General features: G+C 68.3%; 17 protein-coding genes, 1 tRNA gene and 1 pseudogene. 13 read left to right on the top strand and 6 right to left on the bottom strand.

Features of this window, described 5'->3' with window-relative positions:
* Positions 1-99: 99 nt before the first annotated feature.
* Entirely contained in the window at positions 100-750 is a 651-nt protein-coding gene (locus RV986_RS27295) for a LytR C-terminal domain-containing protein (protein WP_475924450.1), read from the top strand.
* 213 nt (positions 751-963) lie between these two features.
* Here RV986_RS27295 and upp read toward each other — a convergent pair whose 3' ends face one another.
* Positions 964-1,599: a uracil phosphoribosyltransferase gene (gene upp / locus RV986_RS27290; protein WP_475919914.1), complete on the bottom strand. Its 636-nt coding sequence runs from the start codon at positions 1,597-1,599 to the stop codon at positions 964-966.
* A 96-nt stretch (positions 1,600-1,695) separates the two neighbouring features.
* On the opposite strand from upp, the gene RV986_RS27285 reads away from it, so the two are divergent.
* The 7 genes from RV986_RS27285 to RV986_RS27255 all read left to right on the top strand — a co-directional run bounded on the left by RV986_RS27285 (position 1,696) and on the right by RV986_RS27255 (position 5,549).
* On the top strand, positions 1,696-1,896 hold the full coding sequence (locus RV986_RS27285) for a hypothetical protein (RefSeq protein ID WP_475919913.1): 201 nt from the start codon (positions 1,696-1,698) through the stop codon (positions 1,894-1,896).
* 240 nt (positions 1,897-2,136) lie between these two features.
* A complete protein-coding gene (locus RV986_RS27280) occupies positions 2,137-2,679 on the top strand; it encodes a tRNA adenosine deaminase-associated protein (RefSeq protein ID WP_475924449.1) in 543 nt (180 codons plus the stop codon).
* Between the two features lie 150 nt (positions 2,680-2,829).
* On the top strand, positions 2,830-3,261 hold the full coding sequence (gene tadA, locus RV986_RS27275; protein WP_475924448.1) for a tRNA adenosine(34) deaminase TadA: 432 nt from the start codon (positions 2,830-2,832) through the stop codon (positions 3,259-3,261).
* Between the two features lie 78 nt (positions 3,262-3,339).
* A tRNA-Ser gene (locus RV986_RS27270) sits at positions 3,340-3,424 on the top strand.
* Positions 3,425-3,783: 359 nt separating this feature from the next.
* On the top strand, positions 3,784-4,737 hold the full coding sequence (locus tag RV986_RS27265) for a restriction endonuclease (RefSeq protein ID WP_475919912.1): 954 nt from the start codon (positions 3,784-3,786) through the stop codon (positions 4,735-4,737).
* Between the two features lie 135 nt (positions 4,738-4,872).
* Positions 4,873-5,115, top strand: coding sequence for a FitA-like ribbon-helix-helix domain-containing protein (locus RV986_RS27260; RefSeq protein WP_475919911.1), 243 nt, complete (start codon positions 4,873-4,875; stop codon positions 5,113-5,115).
* Positions 5,112-5,549 (top strand): PIN domain-containing protein, encoded by a 438-nt coding sequence (locus tag RV986_RS27255; protein WP_475919910.1) that lies wholly within the window; start codon positions 5,112-5,114, stop codon positions 5,547-5,549. Before RV986_RS27260 ends, RV986_RS27255 begins: the two co-directional genes overlap by 4 nt.
* Positions 5,550-5,679: 130 nt before the next feature.
* Here RV986_RS27255 and RV986_RS27250 read toward each other — a convergent pair whose 3' ends face one another.
* From RV986_RS27250 to RV986_RS27235, 4 genes are all read right to left on the bottom strand, one after another.
* Positions 5,680-6,822 carry a restriction endonuclease subunit S domain-containing protein gene (locus RV986_RS27250; protein ID WP_475919909.1) on the bottom strand — a complete coding sequence of 381 codons (1,143 nt, stop codon included), beginning with the start codon at positions 6,820-6,822 and terminating at the stop codon, positions 5,680-5,682.
* Complete coding sequence (locus tag RV986_RS27245; RefSeq protein ID WP_475919908.1) at positions 6,819-8,246, bottom strand: N-6 DNA methylase; 1,428 nt, start codon at positions 8,244-8,246, stop codon at positions 6,819-6,821. Before RV986_RS27245 ends, RV986_RS27250 begins: the two co-directional genes overlap by 4 nt.
* An 18-nt stretch (positions 8,247-8,264) precedes the next feature.
* Positions 8,265-8,402, bottom strand: a complete 138-nt coding sequence (locus RV986_RS27240; RefSeq protein WP_475919907.1) for a hypothetical protein — start codon at positions 8,400-8,402, stop codon at positions 8,265-8,267.
* A gap of 1,129 nt (positions 8,403-9,531) precedes the next feature.
* Positions 9,532-11,583, bottom strand: a complete 2,052-nt coding sequence (locus tag RV986_RS27235) for a PA14 domain-containing protein (protein ID WP_475919906.1) — start codon at positions 11,581-11,583, stop codon at positions 9,532-9,534.
* Between the two features lie 507 nt (positions 11,584-12,090).
* Between RV986_RS27235 and RV986_RS27230 the strand changes: the two genes are divergently transcribed.
* From RV986_RS27230 to RV986_RS27215, 4 genes and pseudogenes are all read left to right on the top strand, one after another.
* Entirely contained in the window at positions 12,091-12,270 is a 180-nt protein-coding gene (locus RV986_RS27230; RefSeq protein ID WP_475919905.1) for a hypothetical protein, read from the top strand.
* A 58-nt stretch (positions 12,271-12,328) separates the two neighbouring features.
* On the top strand, positions 12,329-12,622 hold the full coding sequence (locus RV986_RS27225) for a Dabb family protein (RefSeq protein WP_475919904.1): 294 nt from the start codon (positions 12,329-12,331) through the stop codon (positions 12,620-12,622).
* 219 nt (positions 12,623-12,841) lie between these two features.
* Positions 12,842-13,717 (top strand): RNA polymerase sigma factor SigF, encoded by an 876-nt coding sequence (locus RV986_RS27220; RefSeq protein ID WP_475924447.1) that lies wholly within the window; start codon positions 12,842-12,844, stop codon positions 13,715-13,717.
* Between the two features lie 244 nt (positions 13,718-13,961).
* A pseudogene (locus RV986_RS27215) lies at positions 13,962-14,884 on the top strand (RNA polymerase sigma factor SigF).
* 618 nt (positions 14,885-15,502) lie between these two features.
* Here the strand turns inward: RV986_RS27215 and RV986_RS27210 are convergent.
* The gene (locus RV986_RS27210) at positions 15,503-15,700 is read right to left on the bottom strand and encodes a hypothetical protein (RefSeq protein WP_475919903.1); all 198 of its coding nucleotides are present in this window, start codon (positions 15,698-15,700) and stop codon (positions 15,503-15,505) included.
* A gap of 247 nt (positions 15,701-15,947) precedes the next feature.
* On the opposite strand from RV986_RS27210, the gene RV986_RS27205 reads away from it, so the two are divergent.
* Complete coding sequence (locus RV986_RS27205; RefSeq protein ID WP_475919902.1) at positions 15,948-16,460, top strand: MarR family winged helix-turn-helix transcriptional regulator; 513 nt, start codon at positions 15,948-15,950, stop codon at positions 16,458-16,460.
* Positions 16,461-16,521 lie beyond the last annotated feature (61 nt).

Here is a 16,521-nt window from a genome sequence, read left to right as displayed (position 1 = left end):
CCTTTTGGGTTGGACTGACCCTCGACCGATGATCATTTAGTAGGCATCATGGCCGCGGCACACTACGCTGCGCCCATGAGCATGCTCACTCCCCCTGGCATGGGCGGCCAGTACCGGATCACGGGGGACAAATACCCACGGATGCGCCGACGCCGGGGGCGTCGCAGGCTCGTGTTCCTGGTCGTCTCCTCCGTCACCGCGCTCGGGCTGATCGGGTGGGGAACCCTGCAGCTCATCGACGTCTTCACGGGCGGCGACAAGGCCACGGCGGTCGGCTCCAAGGCGGACTGCGCGTCCAAGGCCGGTCCGTCGGCCAAGGCGTCCGGCGCGGCCACGGCGTCCGACGCGTCCGCCGCCGCCAAGGCGCTGCCCAAGCCCGGCCAGATCACCGTCAACGTCCTGAACGCCACGCCCCGCGGCGGGCTGGCCAAGGAGACCGCGGACGAGCTGAAGAAGCGCGGGTTCCGCATCGGCGACGTGGGCAACGCGACGGCGGCGTACGACAAGAAGGTCACCGGTGCCGGGGTACTGCTCGGCGCGAAGGCGGCCGCCCAGGCCGCGCTGCCGGTGCTGGGCACCCAGCTGGCCGGCGCCGAGGTGAAGACCGACGGCCGCGCCAAGGCGGACCAGGTCGACCTGATCATCGGCACCGGCTTCAAGAACCTCACGCCGAAGCAGGCCGCCGACAAGGCCCTGGCCGCCTTGTCCGAGCCCCGGACGGCCGCCTCCACCACTCCGAAGAGCTGCTGAACGACGAAAGGCCCCCGGCGGCCCCGTAGGACCGCCAAGGGCCTGTACGACCGCTGAGGGCCCGTACGACCGCTGAGGGCCCGCGGGGCCCAGCGGTCGAGGAGACTGTCGGCGGCCCCTTACGACCGTTGAAAGCCGCCCGGCGGCCCCCCGCGACGTGCAGGCCGCCGGCAGCCCCGTACCGACCGTGCAGGTCCCGCGGGACGCGGGACTCTACTCGGCCGCTCCGTACATCCGGTCGCCCGCGTCACCCAGTCCGGGGACGATGTAGCCGTGCTCGTTGAGGCGCTCGTCGACCGACGCGGTCACGACCGTCACCGGCGTGCCCGCGAGCTCGCGCTCCATGACCTCGACGCCCTCCGGAGCGGCGAGGAGCACCACGGCGGTGACGTCGTCGGCGCCGCGCTTGATCAGCTCCTGGATCGCCGCGACGAGCGTGCCGCCGGTGGCCAGCATCGGGTCCAGGACGTACACCTGACGCCCTGAGAGGTCGTCGGGCATCCGCGTCGCGTACGTGGACGCCTGGAGCGTCTCCTCGTCGCGCACCATGCCCAGGAAGCCCACCTCGGCGGTCGGCAGCAGCCGCACCATGCCGTCGAGCATGCCGAGGCCCGCGCGCAGGATGGGCACCACCAGCGGGCGCGGGTAGGACAGCTTGACGCCCGTGGTGGAGGCGACCGGGGTCACGACGTCGACCTGCTCGGTGCGCACGTCCCGGGTGGCCTCGTAGGCGAGCAGGGTGACCAGCTCGTCGGCGAGCCGCCGGAAGGTCGCGGAGTCGGTGCGCTGGTCGCGCAGGGTGGTGAGCTTATGGGCGACCAGGGGGTGGTCGACGACGTGGAGACGCATGCCCCTAACAGTAACCGCGCCCCCGCGTCCCCCGCGCTGGCATCAAACCGCCCGTCAGAGGGAAAGTGGGAGAACGGACCTGGGGGTGGTGCACCTGTGCGAGACCGGAAAGAGGAGCCCCCGGAGCAGTTGGAGCCGGGGGCCGGTACGGAGACGGACGCCGAGCGCCGGCGGCGCCGGGCCCGGTTCCTGCGCGAGCTGGCCGAGGCACGCGAACTGCGCGATCGCGTCCAGCCGCGCCGCGCCAAGGCCGCCCGTCTTCGTCACGCCATGCGCATGCGCACCTTCCGTTGGTAGTCCTGTTGCCGTCCTCCCACGCCGTGAGGGCGGGGACATGCACGCACGACGCCGAGGGCCGCGTACGATCCGCTGTTAGCGATCAAAAGAGGCAGACACAGCAGGCCGAAGACGTCCCCTGAACGCTCTGTTTCTGCCACGATTCCGAGTGGGTGGGGCTCGGAGCAGCACTCCCCGCCCAATCGACCTCCGCCGGGGGGACCCCCAACCGGCACGCCTATGACCAGTGGGAGAGTCACGGTGTACTTCGCCGCACTGCTCGCGCGCACCGAAGACGGGTGGGAAGCGAGCGACACAGAGCTCGACGATGTGGAGACCCTGTCGGATCTGACCGACCTGGCCCGTGAAGCCTCGGAGGAGGACACGGTGCTCGTACTCATCGAGCAGGAAGACGCATGGTTCGGCGTCGTCCGCGTGGACGGCGAGGAGGATCCCCGTATCTACGTCTCGGACGCCGCCGCCGCCGCCCGCAGCTCGTACGGCGAGATCCTGCTCACGGACGAACTACTAGGACGGGAGCCCGGCGACGACGACACCGACCTGGACTCCCTCGACCTGGACGGCACCGAGGACGGTGAGCCCGACGAAGGAAACGACTCCGAGGACGACGAGGACGAGAGCGTGTCCGGCGAAGCCGTGTCGCACAGCCCCGTCGGGGACCGCGAGATCCTCGCCGACCTCGGAGTGAGCGAGAAGGAACTCCTCGCCCTGGACGAAGGCGACGCGCTCAGCACGATCGCCGAGGCTCTGGGAGCGGCGGAGGTCCTGGAGACCGTCCGCTAGTTCCCCGCGGGAAGGTGCTTCCCTGCCGAGGCAGCTTCCCCGGTGAGGCGGTTTCCCGGGCGACCCCGATAGATTTCCCGGGTGAGCTCGACAAAAGAGACCTTTCCAGCAGATCCGGCAGATCCGGTACGCGACCGCTGGCGGGCCGCGATGCGGCTCGCCCTGGACGAGGCCCACCGGGCCATCCAGGGCGGGGATGTCCCCGTCGGCGCCGTCGTGCTGTCCAGGGACGGTACGACGGTGCTCGCGGCCGGTCACAACGAGCGCGAGGCCACCGGCGATCCGACGTCCCACGCCGAGGTGCTGGCGATCCGCGGAGCCGCCCAGCGGCTCGGCGAGTGGCGGCTGGGCGGCTGCACGCTCGTCGTCACCCTGGAGCCCTGCACGATGTGCGCGGGCGCGCTCGTGCAGTCCCGGGTGGACCGGATCGTCTACGGCGCCCGCGACGCGAAGGCGGGCGCGGTCGGCTCCGTCTGGGACCTCGTACGCGACCGTCGGCTCAACCATCGCCCCGAGGTGATCGGCGGCGTGCTCGAAGACGAGTGCGCGAGCCTCCTCACCCGGTTCTTCCGTGACCGCTGACCCCGGGCCGCCCGCCCTTCGCGCAGCCCCGGGAAACGGATTTCAAACCACGGCCCACCTTGGGGTAGGGTCTCCCTCGGTAGCGTGTCCGAGCGGCCGAAGGAGCTCGCCTCGAAAGCGAGTGTGGCGCAAGTCACCGAGGGTTCAAATCCCTCCGCTACCGCTCTTACACCCTCCTGAACTGCGGAAACGCGGCCAGGAGGGTGTTTTGCGTGAGGCATGTGCCTCACGACCGTGCGGCACCAGGAAACATTGGAAGCAGCACCACCCCTCGCGCCAAACGCGTTCACCCTTCCTACGGAGGGATTGGCCACCTGCGCTGCCTCCGAGACGATCCCTGCGATCCCGTGCCGTCGCAGTTTCGCTACCCCAGCCGCCGATGGCGCGGACACGGCTACCCCTTCCGACAGGCACCCCACTTCCATGGGTCGGTGGTGATGCCAGGCACTACGCTTTTGTCGGCGGTGTCGGACATCAAGTCTGAGCAGGGGGATTTCAGTGCCACAGGCAGGTGAGGGGCAGATGGGGCCGGCCGCGCCGATCACCGTCACTGACCCGGTCATCCTGGTGCTTGCCTCGGGGGCCACTCCTACGGCAGTGGGCACCGCCCGCGGACGCCTCTTCGAAAGCTTTGTCGCCCGCCTGCTGCACGCCTACGGATACAGCAAGCCCGCCACCGAGCGGCTCAACACCACCGCCAACGGCATTGAGCTGGACGTCGTCGCTTCCCACGAGATGACACACCAAATGGCTCTGGCCGAGTGCAAGGCCTACACCAGCCACATCCCTGCCTCCATGGTGGCTGTCTTCCACAGCAAGTTGATCACCCGGCGCAACAACACCCCGGACAACCGCGCGCAAGGCTTCTTCGTCGCCATTCCCCGCCTCACCGCCGAGGGGCACGAGTACGCCCGAACGATCACCGCCCACGACGAAGGCTTCCACCTGCTGACCGCCCGCGACATTGCCGACAAACTACGCGAGCGTGAATGGATCGTCGATTGCCCGCTGCGCGAGCCGCTGACCAGCGACCAGGCCGCCGTAATCACCGAGGACGGCGTGCACGCTGCCTGTCTCGAGTTGGATGCGAACTCCCGCAAACCGGTACGTGCCTTGATCTGGGCCGCCCAGGGACAGGTCCCGGCCTCGGTGCTTGAGGCCGTAGCTGCCGCGGAGTACGCCCAGGGCTGTCCCGTGGTTGACGTGCGCGCCACCACCTTCCGCAACACGCTGTCAGAGCAGTCCCACACTGAACCCTCACCGGTAATCGTGACCGTCGCTGGCAGCCGGTCGGACTTTGAATACCAACTCCCGGCTGCACCGAAGTTCTTCGTTGGCCGTAAACGGCTCGTTGACGAGCTCCGCCGGGTCCTCGACAGCAACATGGGGGTGCTGGTCCTCAACGCCCAGTCCGGATGGGGCAAGAGCTCCGCGGCCACGGCCTGTTCTGAAGGTGAGCCTCGGACACCGGACTGAAGCCTCCGGCAGACCGCGAGTCGAGTACGCAGGGGGCACGTGCGGCGTGCGGTGGGCCGCGCACTCAGCCTCGGATACTGCGCCACACAAATCTGACAGCACTGCTAGCATTGTAAGCGAGACGAGGGAGGCAATGTGGCGACTCTGACAATCCGGGGACTGGACGACGCGACCCATGCGCGACTGCGCGTGCAGGCCGCCCGGCACGGCAGGTCGATGGAGGCTGAGGTGCGTGCGATTCTCAGCGAGCAGCTCGCGCCCGACAGTTCCTCCCGTCCGCTGGGATCTCGCATCCGCGAGCGATTCACCGGGCTCGGCGGAGCCGAGTTGGAGCCGCCCGCTCGGCAGGATGCGCCGCGCTCGGCGGTCTTCGAATGATCATCCTCGACACCAATGTCCTGTCGGAGCTGGTGAAGCCTGTTCCGGAGCAGCGGGTCGTCGACTGGCTCGACAGCCTTGTACCCGATGAGGTCATGACGACTGCGGTGACTGCTGCGGAGCTGTGGTACGGGGTACGCCGGTTGCCGGACGGCAAGCGCAAGTCGGAGCTTGCCGAAGGCATTGATGCGATGTTGTTCGAGGATCTCGGCGGACGCATCGAGGTGTTCGACGCGGCTGCGGCCACTCGGTACGCGGACATCGTGCTGGCCCGAGAGAGGCTCGGCCGACCGATCGCTGCCGCTGACGCACAGATCGCGGCGATCTGCGCTAGACGCAAGGCGACGCTGGCGACCAGGAACGTCAAGGACTTCGAGGGCACCGGTGTCACGCTCGTGAATCCTTGGGACGACGCCACAGCCCCGCGCGGCTGACGGTGTCGCATGCAATGCCACACCGGATCATCATCGCGGCATTTCGAAGGCTGGACCTCCGATCGGGTGACCTGACAGGGCGTCCGCCAACACGCACAGCGCGGTGCCCAGCTCCATCGAGGGCGCCCGGTCATATCCGGGGCAACGCTTCGGCCGCCCCCAGGGTACGCAGGAAATCGTCCAGGAGGGCCCGCAGGGTGTGGTTCTCGCGCTGGGCCACGAGCGCCCGCGTGTGCAGCGCGCTCGCGAGGCGCGCGAAGCGCGCCAGCACCTCCTCCGACGGCCATGCCACCGCGGCCTGTGCGAAGGCCCGCGCACTCAGCTCACGGCCCGCAGTACCCTGCGCAAGCTGCGACAATTCGCTGCCTCTGGACCGGATTTCGTGAAGCAACCACCAAGTGTCGCCCTCCTGCTCCAGCCTCAGCGCGAGCACCCCACGGCTCACGGTCACGGGAGTCCAGCTGACGGCAGCGTGCACCTGCCCCGCCTTAGGGACCACGAGTACCGAGCCAGGGACACTCGACAGATCCGAGACATCAGTGGTGTCGATGTACGGCAGTGGACTACGCAGTACGTCAACAGGTGCTACCCACTCATCGCCCTCTGAAGGCGCCGACGGCCGTGGGACTGTCCCTGTCCGGGCGTCGCGGACGACATCCTTGAACCTTCTTTCCAGCCAGCCCTTTCTGTCCGCCGCAAGCGCAGCGAAGTGCGCGTCCGCGAGCGCGACCGCGGTGTGCGCAATCCGGTCGTTGACCTCGGCCCGGTTCTCGATGGCGCGGACCACACGCAGGACCCGTTCACGGTCTGCCAGGGACGGCAGCGCGACAGGCAGCTGCCGCAGCGACCTCAGTCCGAGCGTGCGCTGCACGGTGCCCGCGGCCTGGGTGTCGCACCACGCGCGGGCGGTGGGCGTGGCAAGCCAGATCCGGAGCCACTGAGCGAGATGCGGGTCGGCGCAGCGGACCAGGGCTACCGAGCGGGCGACGTTCCACCCCTCGTGCTCCGGTCGGGTCACGGCGGCTTCGCCGACCCGCCCTACAAGCACGATGAGTAGATCACCGGGGCGCAGCCGCGTCTTCGGATGGGCTTCTGCAACTTCCCGTCCCACGCACACCATGTCCGTGGTCTGAATGCGTCCGTCGACGATGTCTCCGGCCCGGAGCATGGGCACGCCGTCCAGGGCAGGGCGGCCAGGGCGGTTGATGCCGTACCCGACCACTTCCACGCCGGGCAGGTCGGCGAGCACCGCCCACTGGGGGCGTTCGTTCACAGCTCCCCCAAGACATCGCGGAGCTCACGCTCCATGCGCGCGGCTTCCGCGAAGTGTCCATAGAGTTCTTCGGTCAGCTCACGCACCCGCCGCTCATCGTCGCCGGGTTCGGCTTCCGCGACCACCGGCGCGACGTGGCGTGCCGGGAGGAGGTCGAAGTCCGCTGCCTTGATCTGATCCAGGGGGACGGTCCGGCACCACCCCGGCTCGTCGGCCTCTCCGCGCTCCGTCCCACCCCTGAACGCACTGAAGATCCGCGCGATGTCCTCGTCGGTCAGGACGCGTCTGCCCCGGCTCACCTGGACGCCCACGTCCTGTGCGTCGATGAACAGGACGCGGTTCTTGGCATGGGCGTGCTTGGCCTTGCTGAAAATCCACAGGCAGGCGGGGATGCGCGTGTGTGGAAAGAGCCCGGGCGGCAGCTGGATGACCGCGGCAAGTACGTCATCGTGCACCAGTCCGGCGCGGATATGCCGCTCGGCGCCGCCCCGGAAGGCCGCTCCGTTCGCCAACAGGATCGCGGCGCGACCATCGGTCTTGAGCGAACCCAACACATGTTGGACCCAGGCGAAGTCGGCGTTGCTCTTGGGTGGGGGGCCGTACCGCCAAGGCACGAACCGGCCGTCGAAGCGGTCCTGCCAACGGGACATGCTGAAGGGCGGGTTCGCGAGGGCGATGTCGTACTGCTCGCCAGATTCTGAGCCGTACAGAAGGCTGTCGTCCGCGTCGAGGTCCCGCTGCAGATCCTCTTCCAAGCCGTGGAGAATCAGGTTCATCGCCGCAATCCGGCGTGTGCGGGCATTGACGTCCCGGCCGAACAGCCGGAGCGTGGGCTCAGTGCGATCAGTGGGCCGCCCATCGTGCGTCTCTACGTACCGCGCCGCCTCGGTCAGGAATCCGGCCGAACCGCACGCCGGATCGTAGATTTCATCGCCGGGCTCCGGCGCCATGAGCCGCACCATCGTCCGTACGACATCGCGAGGCGTGTAGTACTCACCGCCCGCCCGGTCTTCCGAGAACCGCGCCAGGCACTGCTCGTACAAGTCCGCCATCGTGCATGCCCGGCCCGCCTGGTCCAGGACAGCAACGAGGTTCCGCAGTGCCTGCTGCGTCGGCCGGCTGCTAAAGGACAACTGCCCGAGGACCGCCTCGTCGTCCAAGTCAAGGCGAAGTTGCCCATAGTCACCGCTCCAGGCGTGCAGCGCCCTGTGTAGGACCGACTGGGGGAAGTCGGGCCCGGACACTTGGCGGACCAGGTCGTCCCAGGTAGGGCGCCCCTGGGCCACGTCCTCGGGGACGTCTGAGACTTGGCGCAGGAAGACCGCGGCCAGGACTAGCTGTTGCATCGCGTCCGGGCTGACGTCGCCGTGCAGCACCCCCATGGCCCGCACCAGCCGGTCGACCTGAGACCTGATCGCTTCCATCTCACCTACCTTGCCGGGTCAACGCCGAAAGGCGAGGACGATCACAACGGCGATCGCGGCAACCACCGCAAACGCGCTTCCCCCATGCTGCACGGCACCGAGCACGTCCTTGTGCCGCGCGTATTCAACGATGCCCGCCATCAACGCGACGTTCATCGTCAACGACGCCGCAAGCCACCACGGCCACGACCGACTCACCCTTGCCCCACCCCTCACAGGCTTCTCCGGAGTACGCTCCACACCCTAGCAAATGCAGCAGACGTTTCGGGTTTTCTGCAGCAGACAGTTTGGGACTATCTTCGGTCTCCAAATTATTCGCATGCCAACGCACCCAGCCAAATTGCCGGCCGGGAACTTTTGCCAGGGCCGACCTACGCCCCGGCTGCCGCCCTGCGCATCGCGCTACCCGTTCGATCCCGGACCGTTCGGGCAGGGCCGCACCCTTCGTTCGGCGGCCGGGCTGCCCACCAACGCCATCGAACGCGACTTCACCTCAGGATGGGCAGGAGCTCATCCGGCGTCATGACCCAGTTCGTCCGCCATACGCAAGCCCGCCACCGGGCGGTACGGACGCGCGCGTCATTGAGGTCGCGGAGCGCACGAAGACCACGAAACCAGTCACGCACCGCGACCATCCATCAGGATCGATCAACACCCGGTAAAGCGCCACAGACGAGCCCCCGAGCGACCTCAAGAGCACAGAGCCAACAGTTACCCCGCACCCCGGATCAACCACCAAGAGGGCAGGCGAACGCTGCCGACCGCACCCCTTCTCCATGGTGCGGCACGTGCCTCACGGGAACCGTCAAAGGCCGATCGAGCAGGACTCAGCGGGATGGAAACAGGGCGGTATGTCCCGCTCTCAGGAAAAACCGCAGGTGAGACCGGTCACGTAAGCGGGTTCAAATCCCTCCGCTACCGCAGACAGATGAGGCGCCCGGTTCGTTGAACCGTGCGCCTCTTCTGCTTCCGTCTGGTTCACACGCCCGAAGGCGAAATCGTCTGCGAGCTGAAGTCCTTCCAGGCCCAGACGGGCATCTTTGCCGGCCTGCCGGAGATCACAGCTACGTCAGCGCAGTCGGTGTACTCCATAGAGAGGACCTGGCGTTCGCGGCTTGGTCGCATGAGCGGGTCGCCCAGCGGCTTGAGACGGCTACGGCGCCGGAGATGACAGCAGCCTTCCTGCCCGCCGATGACCGCCCGGCACCTGCCACCCGTCGGCGGTCAGTGGCTCTCAGTGCAGCCAGGTACGGCCGGGCGCGCCTTGGCGCCCGGCCGTGTTCTGTCACTCCCAGCCGGTGGACGTTGCCGAGCCGGTGGCGGGCTCGGACTCGTTGCCGTGGATATCCACTGCGGTGATCGCGTAGTAGTAGGTGACGCCGGGCTCGACGTAGTGGTCCAGGAGGTGGACAGGGGCGGGGCCGCTGTACTCGAAGATCGTGTCCGGTGAGTACACCTCGATGATGTTCCCCTTCAGCGGCGCGCTGTTGAGCCGATACTCGGGGGCGACGCGGACATCGGGGCTGGTGGATCGGTAAATGTTGAAGCCCTTGAGGTCGGCTTCGCCGCCGCTGGTCCACCTCACGTGCGTCTCACGGACGCCGTCGCTCGCCGTGAGGGCCCCGGGGACGGCGGGGGTGTCGCGGATGCTGCTGACGAACGCAGGGGTGGACGCGGTGCCGACGCCGTTGACCCGTACGAGCTTGTAGGTGAGCGGGACGTTCAGCGGCGCCGTGGTGTCCACGTAGTACGTCGCGAAGAGCGACAGCCGGGCGACCGGCTCGTAAGTGCCGCCCTCGCCTGCCGCGCGGTACAGCATCTGGTGGTCGTACCGGCCGACGCCGGAGCCGTTGGGCGGCTGGAAGGGGTCCCACCACAGTTCGATGCCGCCCGTCTTCTCACGGGCCAGCAGTCCCTCCGGAGTCGGCCAGGGGCCGGTGCCGGACCCGTCGAGCCGGGTGGCCGACGCGATGGCCGACGGGAGGGACTCGGCTCCGAAGGCGTCCACAGCCGTGACGTAGTACTGCGACAGCACGCCCGTGGGCGCGGTGGGGTGGTGGAGGCTGGTGGAAGTCACCGGCGTGGACGTCAACTTCGTCCAGTCCAGGTCCGCGGCGGACTTGAAGTAGACGTGGTATCCGGTCGACGTGGCTCCCGCGGGCGGCTTCCAGGTGACGGTGTTGCCGTCGTACCAGTCGTCGGCGGTCACCCCGGTGGGAGCGGCATCGGCGCCGGCGGCCGGGCGCGCGGCGCTGACGGCCGCCGAGAACGCGGAGAGATTGCCCAGGCGGTCGGACGCGCGCACCTTGTACCAGTAGGTGACGCCTGGCTCGGCAGAGGCGTCGGTGTAAGCCGGAATGACGACATCCCCCGAGCCCAGGCCGGTGAAGGTACCGGTGGGCGAGGTGGCCCGGTAGACCCAGTAGCCGGGGTAGTAGGGGTTGTCGTCGGTGGTGTCGGGATACCACGTGAGCGTGACGGCCGGCGGTGTGCCCTTCGCCTTGACGCCGGTCGGCGCGGCCGGCCCCGTCTTGTCCACCGAGGTCACCGTCTGGGCGGCGGGGCGGGCGGTCTCGTTGCCCGCCTTGTCCACGGCGGTGACGGCGTAGCCGTACGCGTCGCCGGTGGCGGGCGGGGTGTCGAGGTACGACGGCGAGGTGACCAGGCCCGTGCCGCTGGTCCTGGTCCAGGTGGTGGAGGTGCCGGTGCGGCGGTAGACGCGGTACCCCGCCAGGTCCATCTCGACGTTCTTCGTCCAGGTGAGGCCGGTCTTGAGGGTGGCGGTGCTGTAGGCGGCATTCAGACCGGTGGGCGTCAGCGGCTTGACCTTGTCGACGCTCGCGCTGGTGACCGGGGCGTATGTGAACTTCACGTTGGCCCTGCCGGTGAAGGCGGCGAAGTCGACACGGATGGTGTGGGTGCCCTTGGGGATCGTCGCGCGGACGCTCTTGCCGCGCGTCGCGGAGACGTTCGACCACACGTCGATCTTGCGGACCCCGTCGAGGTAGACCCGGATGCCGTCCTGAGCGGCTGCGGAGAAGGTGAACGGCCCGCCGGAACCGAAGTCGCGGCTCACGGTCCAGCGGACGCCGAAGTTGTCACGCGGCAGCGCAACGCCCGCCGGGTCACCGGTGCCGTAATTTTCGTTGATCGCCGTGTCGCAGGTGGTCTTCTTCGGCGTACCGCTGAACGAGGTGTTCGCGTAGTACTTCGCCGTCCACACACCGGAAACACAAGGCGTGGCCGCGTGCGCGGTGGACGCGGCCAGAGTCGCCACACCTGTGGCGGGCAAGAGCAAACCGAGCGCGGCGCAGACCGCGCGTCTGTTGATACGCATGTGAAAGTCCCCTCCCTGCGGGGAATCTTTACAAAGTCGCAGGAATGAGGAAAGGATTCCGGCGAGGAAGGCTCGGCGTGCACACCCGCTCACGCCTGAGGCTTCGCGCCCCCGGACGCTCAGGCCTTGAACAGACCTGCCCGTCCGTCGGATGACCGGCATGGACGAGCACCTACAGAGCCTGCGCACCGCTCTGGAAGTCGCTGCTGCAGTGGTGACCTCCGACGGCAGCGGGTCAACATTCGAACATCGCAGTACGCGGCCGTCCGGAGCCGTTCAGCCTGCCGCGACGGGCGGTGACGAAGGGCCCGGTCCGATGGACCGGGCCCTTCGTGCGTGTACGGACGGAAACGTACGCCGCCTCCGTCCTGCGACCCCGCCCTCACCCCACCCCGCCCCGTGGACCGTTGGCCCCTGGAGCGTTGGTCCCTAAAAGGGGGGTGAAGGTTACACTCACCGCCGGCAACAGGGGGCCCAGTGGGCGCAGCAGTCACAGGGGAGGCCGCGATGGCGGTGAATTCGAAGAAGATCGCCGTCTATGTGCTCGTGGTCTTCGCGCTGTACGTGATCATCACGGATCCGGCCAAGGCGGCCGACTATGTCCAGATAGGATTTGAGGGCATTTCGACCGCCGCCCGGTCCATCGGCGACTTCATGACGTGGATCGCCGACGGAGCCAAGAACTGAGCGGTCACCTCCGTACCGCCAGCCCCACCCGTGCCACCCGCATCCCCAGGGAGTACCCGTGATCCGCCATCTGGTCCTCTTCAAACTCAACGAGGGCGTCGAGCGTGAGGACCCGCGCGTCGTCGAGGGCGCGGCCGCCTTCCGCGTGCTCGGCGACCGGATCCCCGAGCTGCGGTTCTGGGAGTGCGGCTGGAACATCACCGACCGGCCCGTCGCGTACGACTTCGCGATCAACTCCGCGGTCGACGACCCCGACGCCCTGCAGCGGTACTTGGAGCATCCCGCGCACCAGGCGGGCGTCGCGCTGTGGCGCGAGTTCGCGACATGGGTGATCGCCGACTACCCGTTCTGAGCCCTACGGCTCCCCGGCCCCCCGCACCTTTCCACAGCCCTCCGAAGCTCGCAGAAGCTCTCCGCCGGAAACCGGCGGGGGGCTATTTTGTGTCAAATGCCCTAACTCCCCTCCAACACGGTGTTATGCGGTGCTTGCACACAGTGCACATGTCTTGTGATGCTATGACCGCTTTTGACGGATGAGTTGACGGATACGTAGACGGATGAAGAGGTGGCGTTGACCGTGTCGGCCAGTACTGCGCCGCCCCAGGAGGAAGCCCCGGCCCCTGCCCCGGCGCCGCCCCAGGAAGTCACGCAGGAAGCAGCGCCGGAAGTCGCGCCGGAACGGCGCCGGGGCGCCGACACGCGAGCCCTCACCCAGGTGCTCTTCGGCCAGCTCAAGGTGCTGGAACCGGGCACCCCCGAACACCACCGCGTACGCGGGGCGCTCATCGAGGCGAACCTCCCGCTCGTCCGGTACGCCGCCGCCCGCTTCCGCTCCCGCAACGAGCCGATGGAGGACGTGGTCCAGGTCGGGACCATCGGCCTGATCAACGCGATCGACCGCTTCGACCCCGACCGGGGCGTGCAGTTCCCGACCTTCGCGATGCCGACGGTCGTCGGCGAGATCAAGCGGTACTTCCGCGACAACGTCCGCACCGTCCACGTACCCCGTCGGCTGCACGAGCTGTGGGTGCAGGTGAACAGCGCGACGGAGGACCTGACGACGGCCTTCGGGCGTTCGCCCTCGACCGCCGAGATCGCCGAACGGCTGCGCATCACCGAGGAGGAGGTGCTCTCCTGCATCGAGGCCGGCCGTTCGTACCACGCGACCTCCCTCGAAGCCGCCCAGGAGGGTGACGGGCTGCCCGGGCTGCTCGACCGGCTCGGCTACGAGGACCCCGCCCTCGACGGCGTCGAACACCGCGACCTCGTACGGCATCTGCTCGTACAGCTGCCCGAACGCGAACAGCGGATCCTTCTCCTGCGCTACTACAGCAATCTGACGCAGTCACAGATCAGCGCCGAGCTGGGAGTCTCCCAGATGCATGTGTCAAGGCTGCTCGCGCGCAGCTTCGCACGTCTTCGATCCGCAAACAGGATCGAGGCGTAACCGACAAGAGCGAATCGCTCAACGGCTGCTTTTCCGACAGTTCAGCGTCGAATAACCGTCAGACCAGCCTTTTCCAGGGCCTATTCACCCCCTTCATGTCGACATGTCACTACAGCGTGTTGCCGACATGTGACATTCTGCCGGAAGAGCGTTTGCCGCGGCCCCGCCGCCGGTATTCAGGTGGAGGCTGCGTTCCTCCGACGGGAGCGTCCGCCGCGACCGTCCGCGACCCAAAGGGGGTGGCATGTCCGCAGACCAGGGCAGCTCGAAGGTGCTCACGCTCACGAAGAGCGAGTCCGCACCCGACGCGCTTCACGATGTCCCGGCCCTCCCGGCCCCCGACGCCCCGCCGGCCACCGATGCCGTCCCGGCCGTCGCGGCCCCCCGGCCGCCGCGACCTCGGAAGCGATCGACACCCGCACCCTGTCCCGCTCCCTGTTCCTGCGGCTCGCCGCACTCGGCGAGAACAGCCCCGAGCGTGCCTACGTCCGGGACACCCTCATCGAGCTCAACCTTCCGCTGGTGCGGTACGCGGCAGCCCGCTTCCGCTCCCGCAACGAGCCGATGGAGGACATCGTCCAGGTCGGCACCATCGGCCTGATCAAGGCGATCGACCGCTTCGACTGCGAACGCGGGGTGGAGTTCCCGACGTTCGCGATGCCGACGGTCGTCGGCGAGATCAAGCGGTTCTTCCGCGACACCTCGTGGTCGGTGCGCGTGCCGCGCCGGCTGCAGGAGCTGCGGCTGGCCCTCACCAAGGCCAGCGACGAGCTCTCCCAGAAGCTCGACCGCTCCCCGACCGTCGCCGAACTCGCCACCGTGCTCGGTGTGTCCGAGGAGGACGTGGTCGACGGCCTCGCGGTCGGCAACGCCTACACGGCCTCCTCCCTCGACTCCCCGGCCCCCGAGGACGACGGTGGCGAGGGCTCCCTCGCGGACCGCCTCGGCTACGAGGACACGGCCCTGGAGGGCGTCGAGTACCGCGAGTCGCTGAAGCCGCTGCTCGCCAAGCTCCCGCCCCGCGAGCGCCGGATCATCATGCTGCGCTTCTTCGCGAACATGACCCAGTCGCAGATCGGCGAGGAGGTCGGCATCTCACAGATGCACGTCTCCCGGCTCCTCACCCGAACCCTCTCCCAGCTGCGGGAAGGTCTCATCTCCGACTGAGACGTCACCACCCGCACTCCATGATTGACGGACGGATCGTCAGCCACACCGGCGCAATACGCGATACGTCGAGCGACATGGCTCCATGGCCGTCGAGGCGCCCTGCTGGGCGCCTCGACGGCTTTGGTCTGCCTGGAGGTCCGTACGGCCGCGCCGGCCCGCTGCGGGGGCACTGCAGCGGCGGCGGGTACGTGGCGCTGGGAGCGCCCACGCCGTCGGCCACCGGCCGGCGCTGGTGCGAGAAGGTGACCGTCTCCTTCCGCAACACCGGCGGCACCGCCGTACGTTCGGGCACGGAGATCTTCGGGCACAGAGACCTTCGGTACGCGCATCATCGGGGCACCCGGCATCGACCGGGCGACGGTCGAGCCGACGCGGGACCTGCCCGCACCGATCGCGGCCGGAGCGGGCAGCACAAAGGACTGGACGGTGCGCGTCGACGCCATGGAGGTCCCCCCTGTTCGAGTGGAGCCGAGAACCTGGGGGAATGTGCCGTCGGGCAGGCACATCGAGACGCGGGACGTGTCCGTCCAGTGGAAGTGACCCGCCGCCATCGCCTTTACCGGCGGACCGGTGTTACCGGCGGCTCGGTTCTGCCGATGGGGCGGGCGGGTTGACTTACGCCAGCGCGAGCCATGCCACGGCGGCTACGACCACCACGGCGACAACGACGCCGATGATCAGGCCGATGCGGGGGCCCGCCGGGGCGGCCGCCTGCTGCTGCCGGGCCTGGGGGCCCTCGTCGACGAAAGCGCGGAACATCTGGGTGCTACCCGCGGGGTCGTAGTTGCCCTCGGGGCCCTGAGTGTTTGCCATGGCCCAGGACCCTAGCGAATGCGCGAGCCCCACCCAAGGGCAGGGTTCCTCCGGACGCGGGGAACTGCGCGACCGGCCCCCACCCGCCCCACAGCGAACCCAAAGCAAAACACCCCCTCCCACCTGCCAATTTACTTTCGCCAACACTTGCCTTTGCCATGTTTTTAGCCCAGCGCCAGCGATTACGTTTGCCTGCAGCAACCAACTGCATTTATGGTTGCCCCAAGCAACAAATACGGGAGGTGTGATGGCCGAGCAGGCGCAGTACGAGGAATTGGCTCGTCAGCTCAGCGCCATCGGCGCAGTGAAGCGGGAGCTCGGACGGATCCTGCCGCCCGACTGCCCCACAGGCTCCGCCGCCGTACTGACCCTCCTCGGCCGCCACGGCGACATGCGCATGAGCAGACTCGCCGAGCTACTGGCCGTGGACATGTCGGTGACCAGCCGCCACGTCGCCCACGTCGCCGCCCGGGGCTGGATCGAACGCCTCCCCGACCCGGCCGACAAACGCTCCCGCATCCTGCGCCTCACCGACACGGGACACGAGCAGCTCGCCGAACTCTCCCGGCGCACCTCGCAACTGTTCGCCGACCGGCTGAGCAACTGGTCCGACCACGAGGTCGGCCTGCTCATCCATCTCATGGGCCGGCTGCGCGAGAGCTTCGGCGACTGCCGTGCCGTACCCCGGCCCCCGTACGTGCCGGACGCAACCGAATACGTGCCGGAAGCAACCGAACTGACCACCCGTACACCCGCGTAGGACAACCACCCGTACACCCGCACAAAACAGAGAAGGAAGCCCATGGCAACGACCACACCAG

The organism is Streptomyces sp. RLA012 (assembly GCF_056270325.1).
The sequence above is the reverse complement of the archived record's forward strand: the minus strand, read 5'-3'. Positions and strand labels throughout refer to the sequence as shown.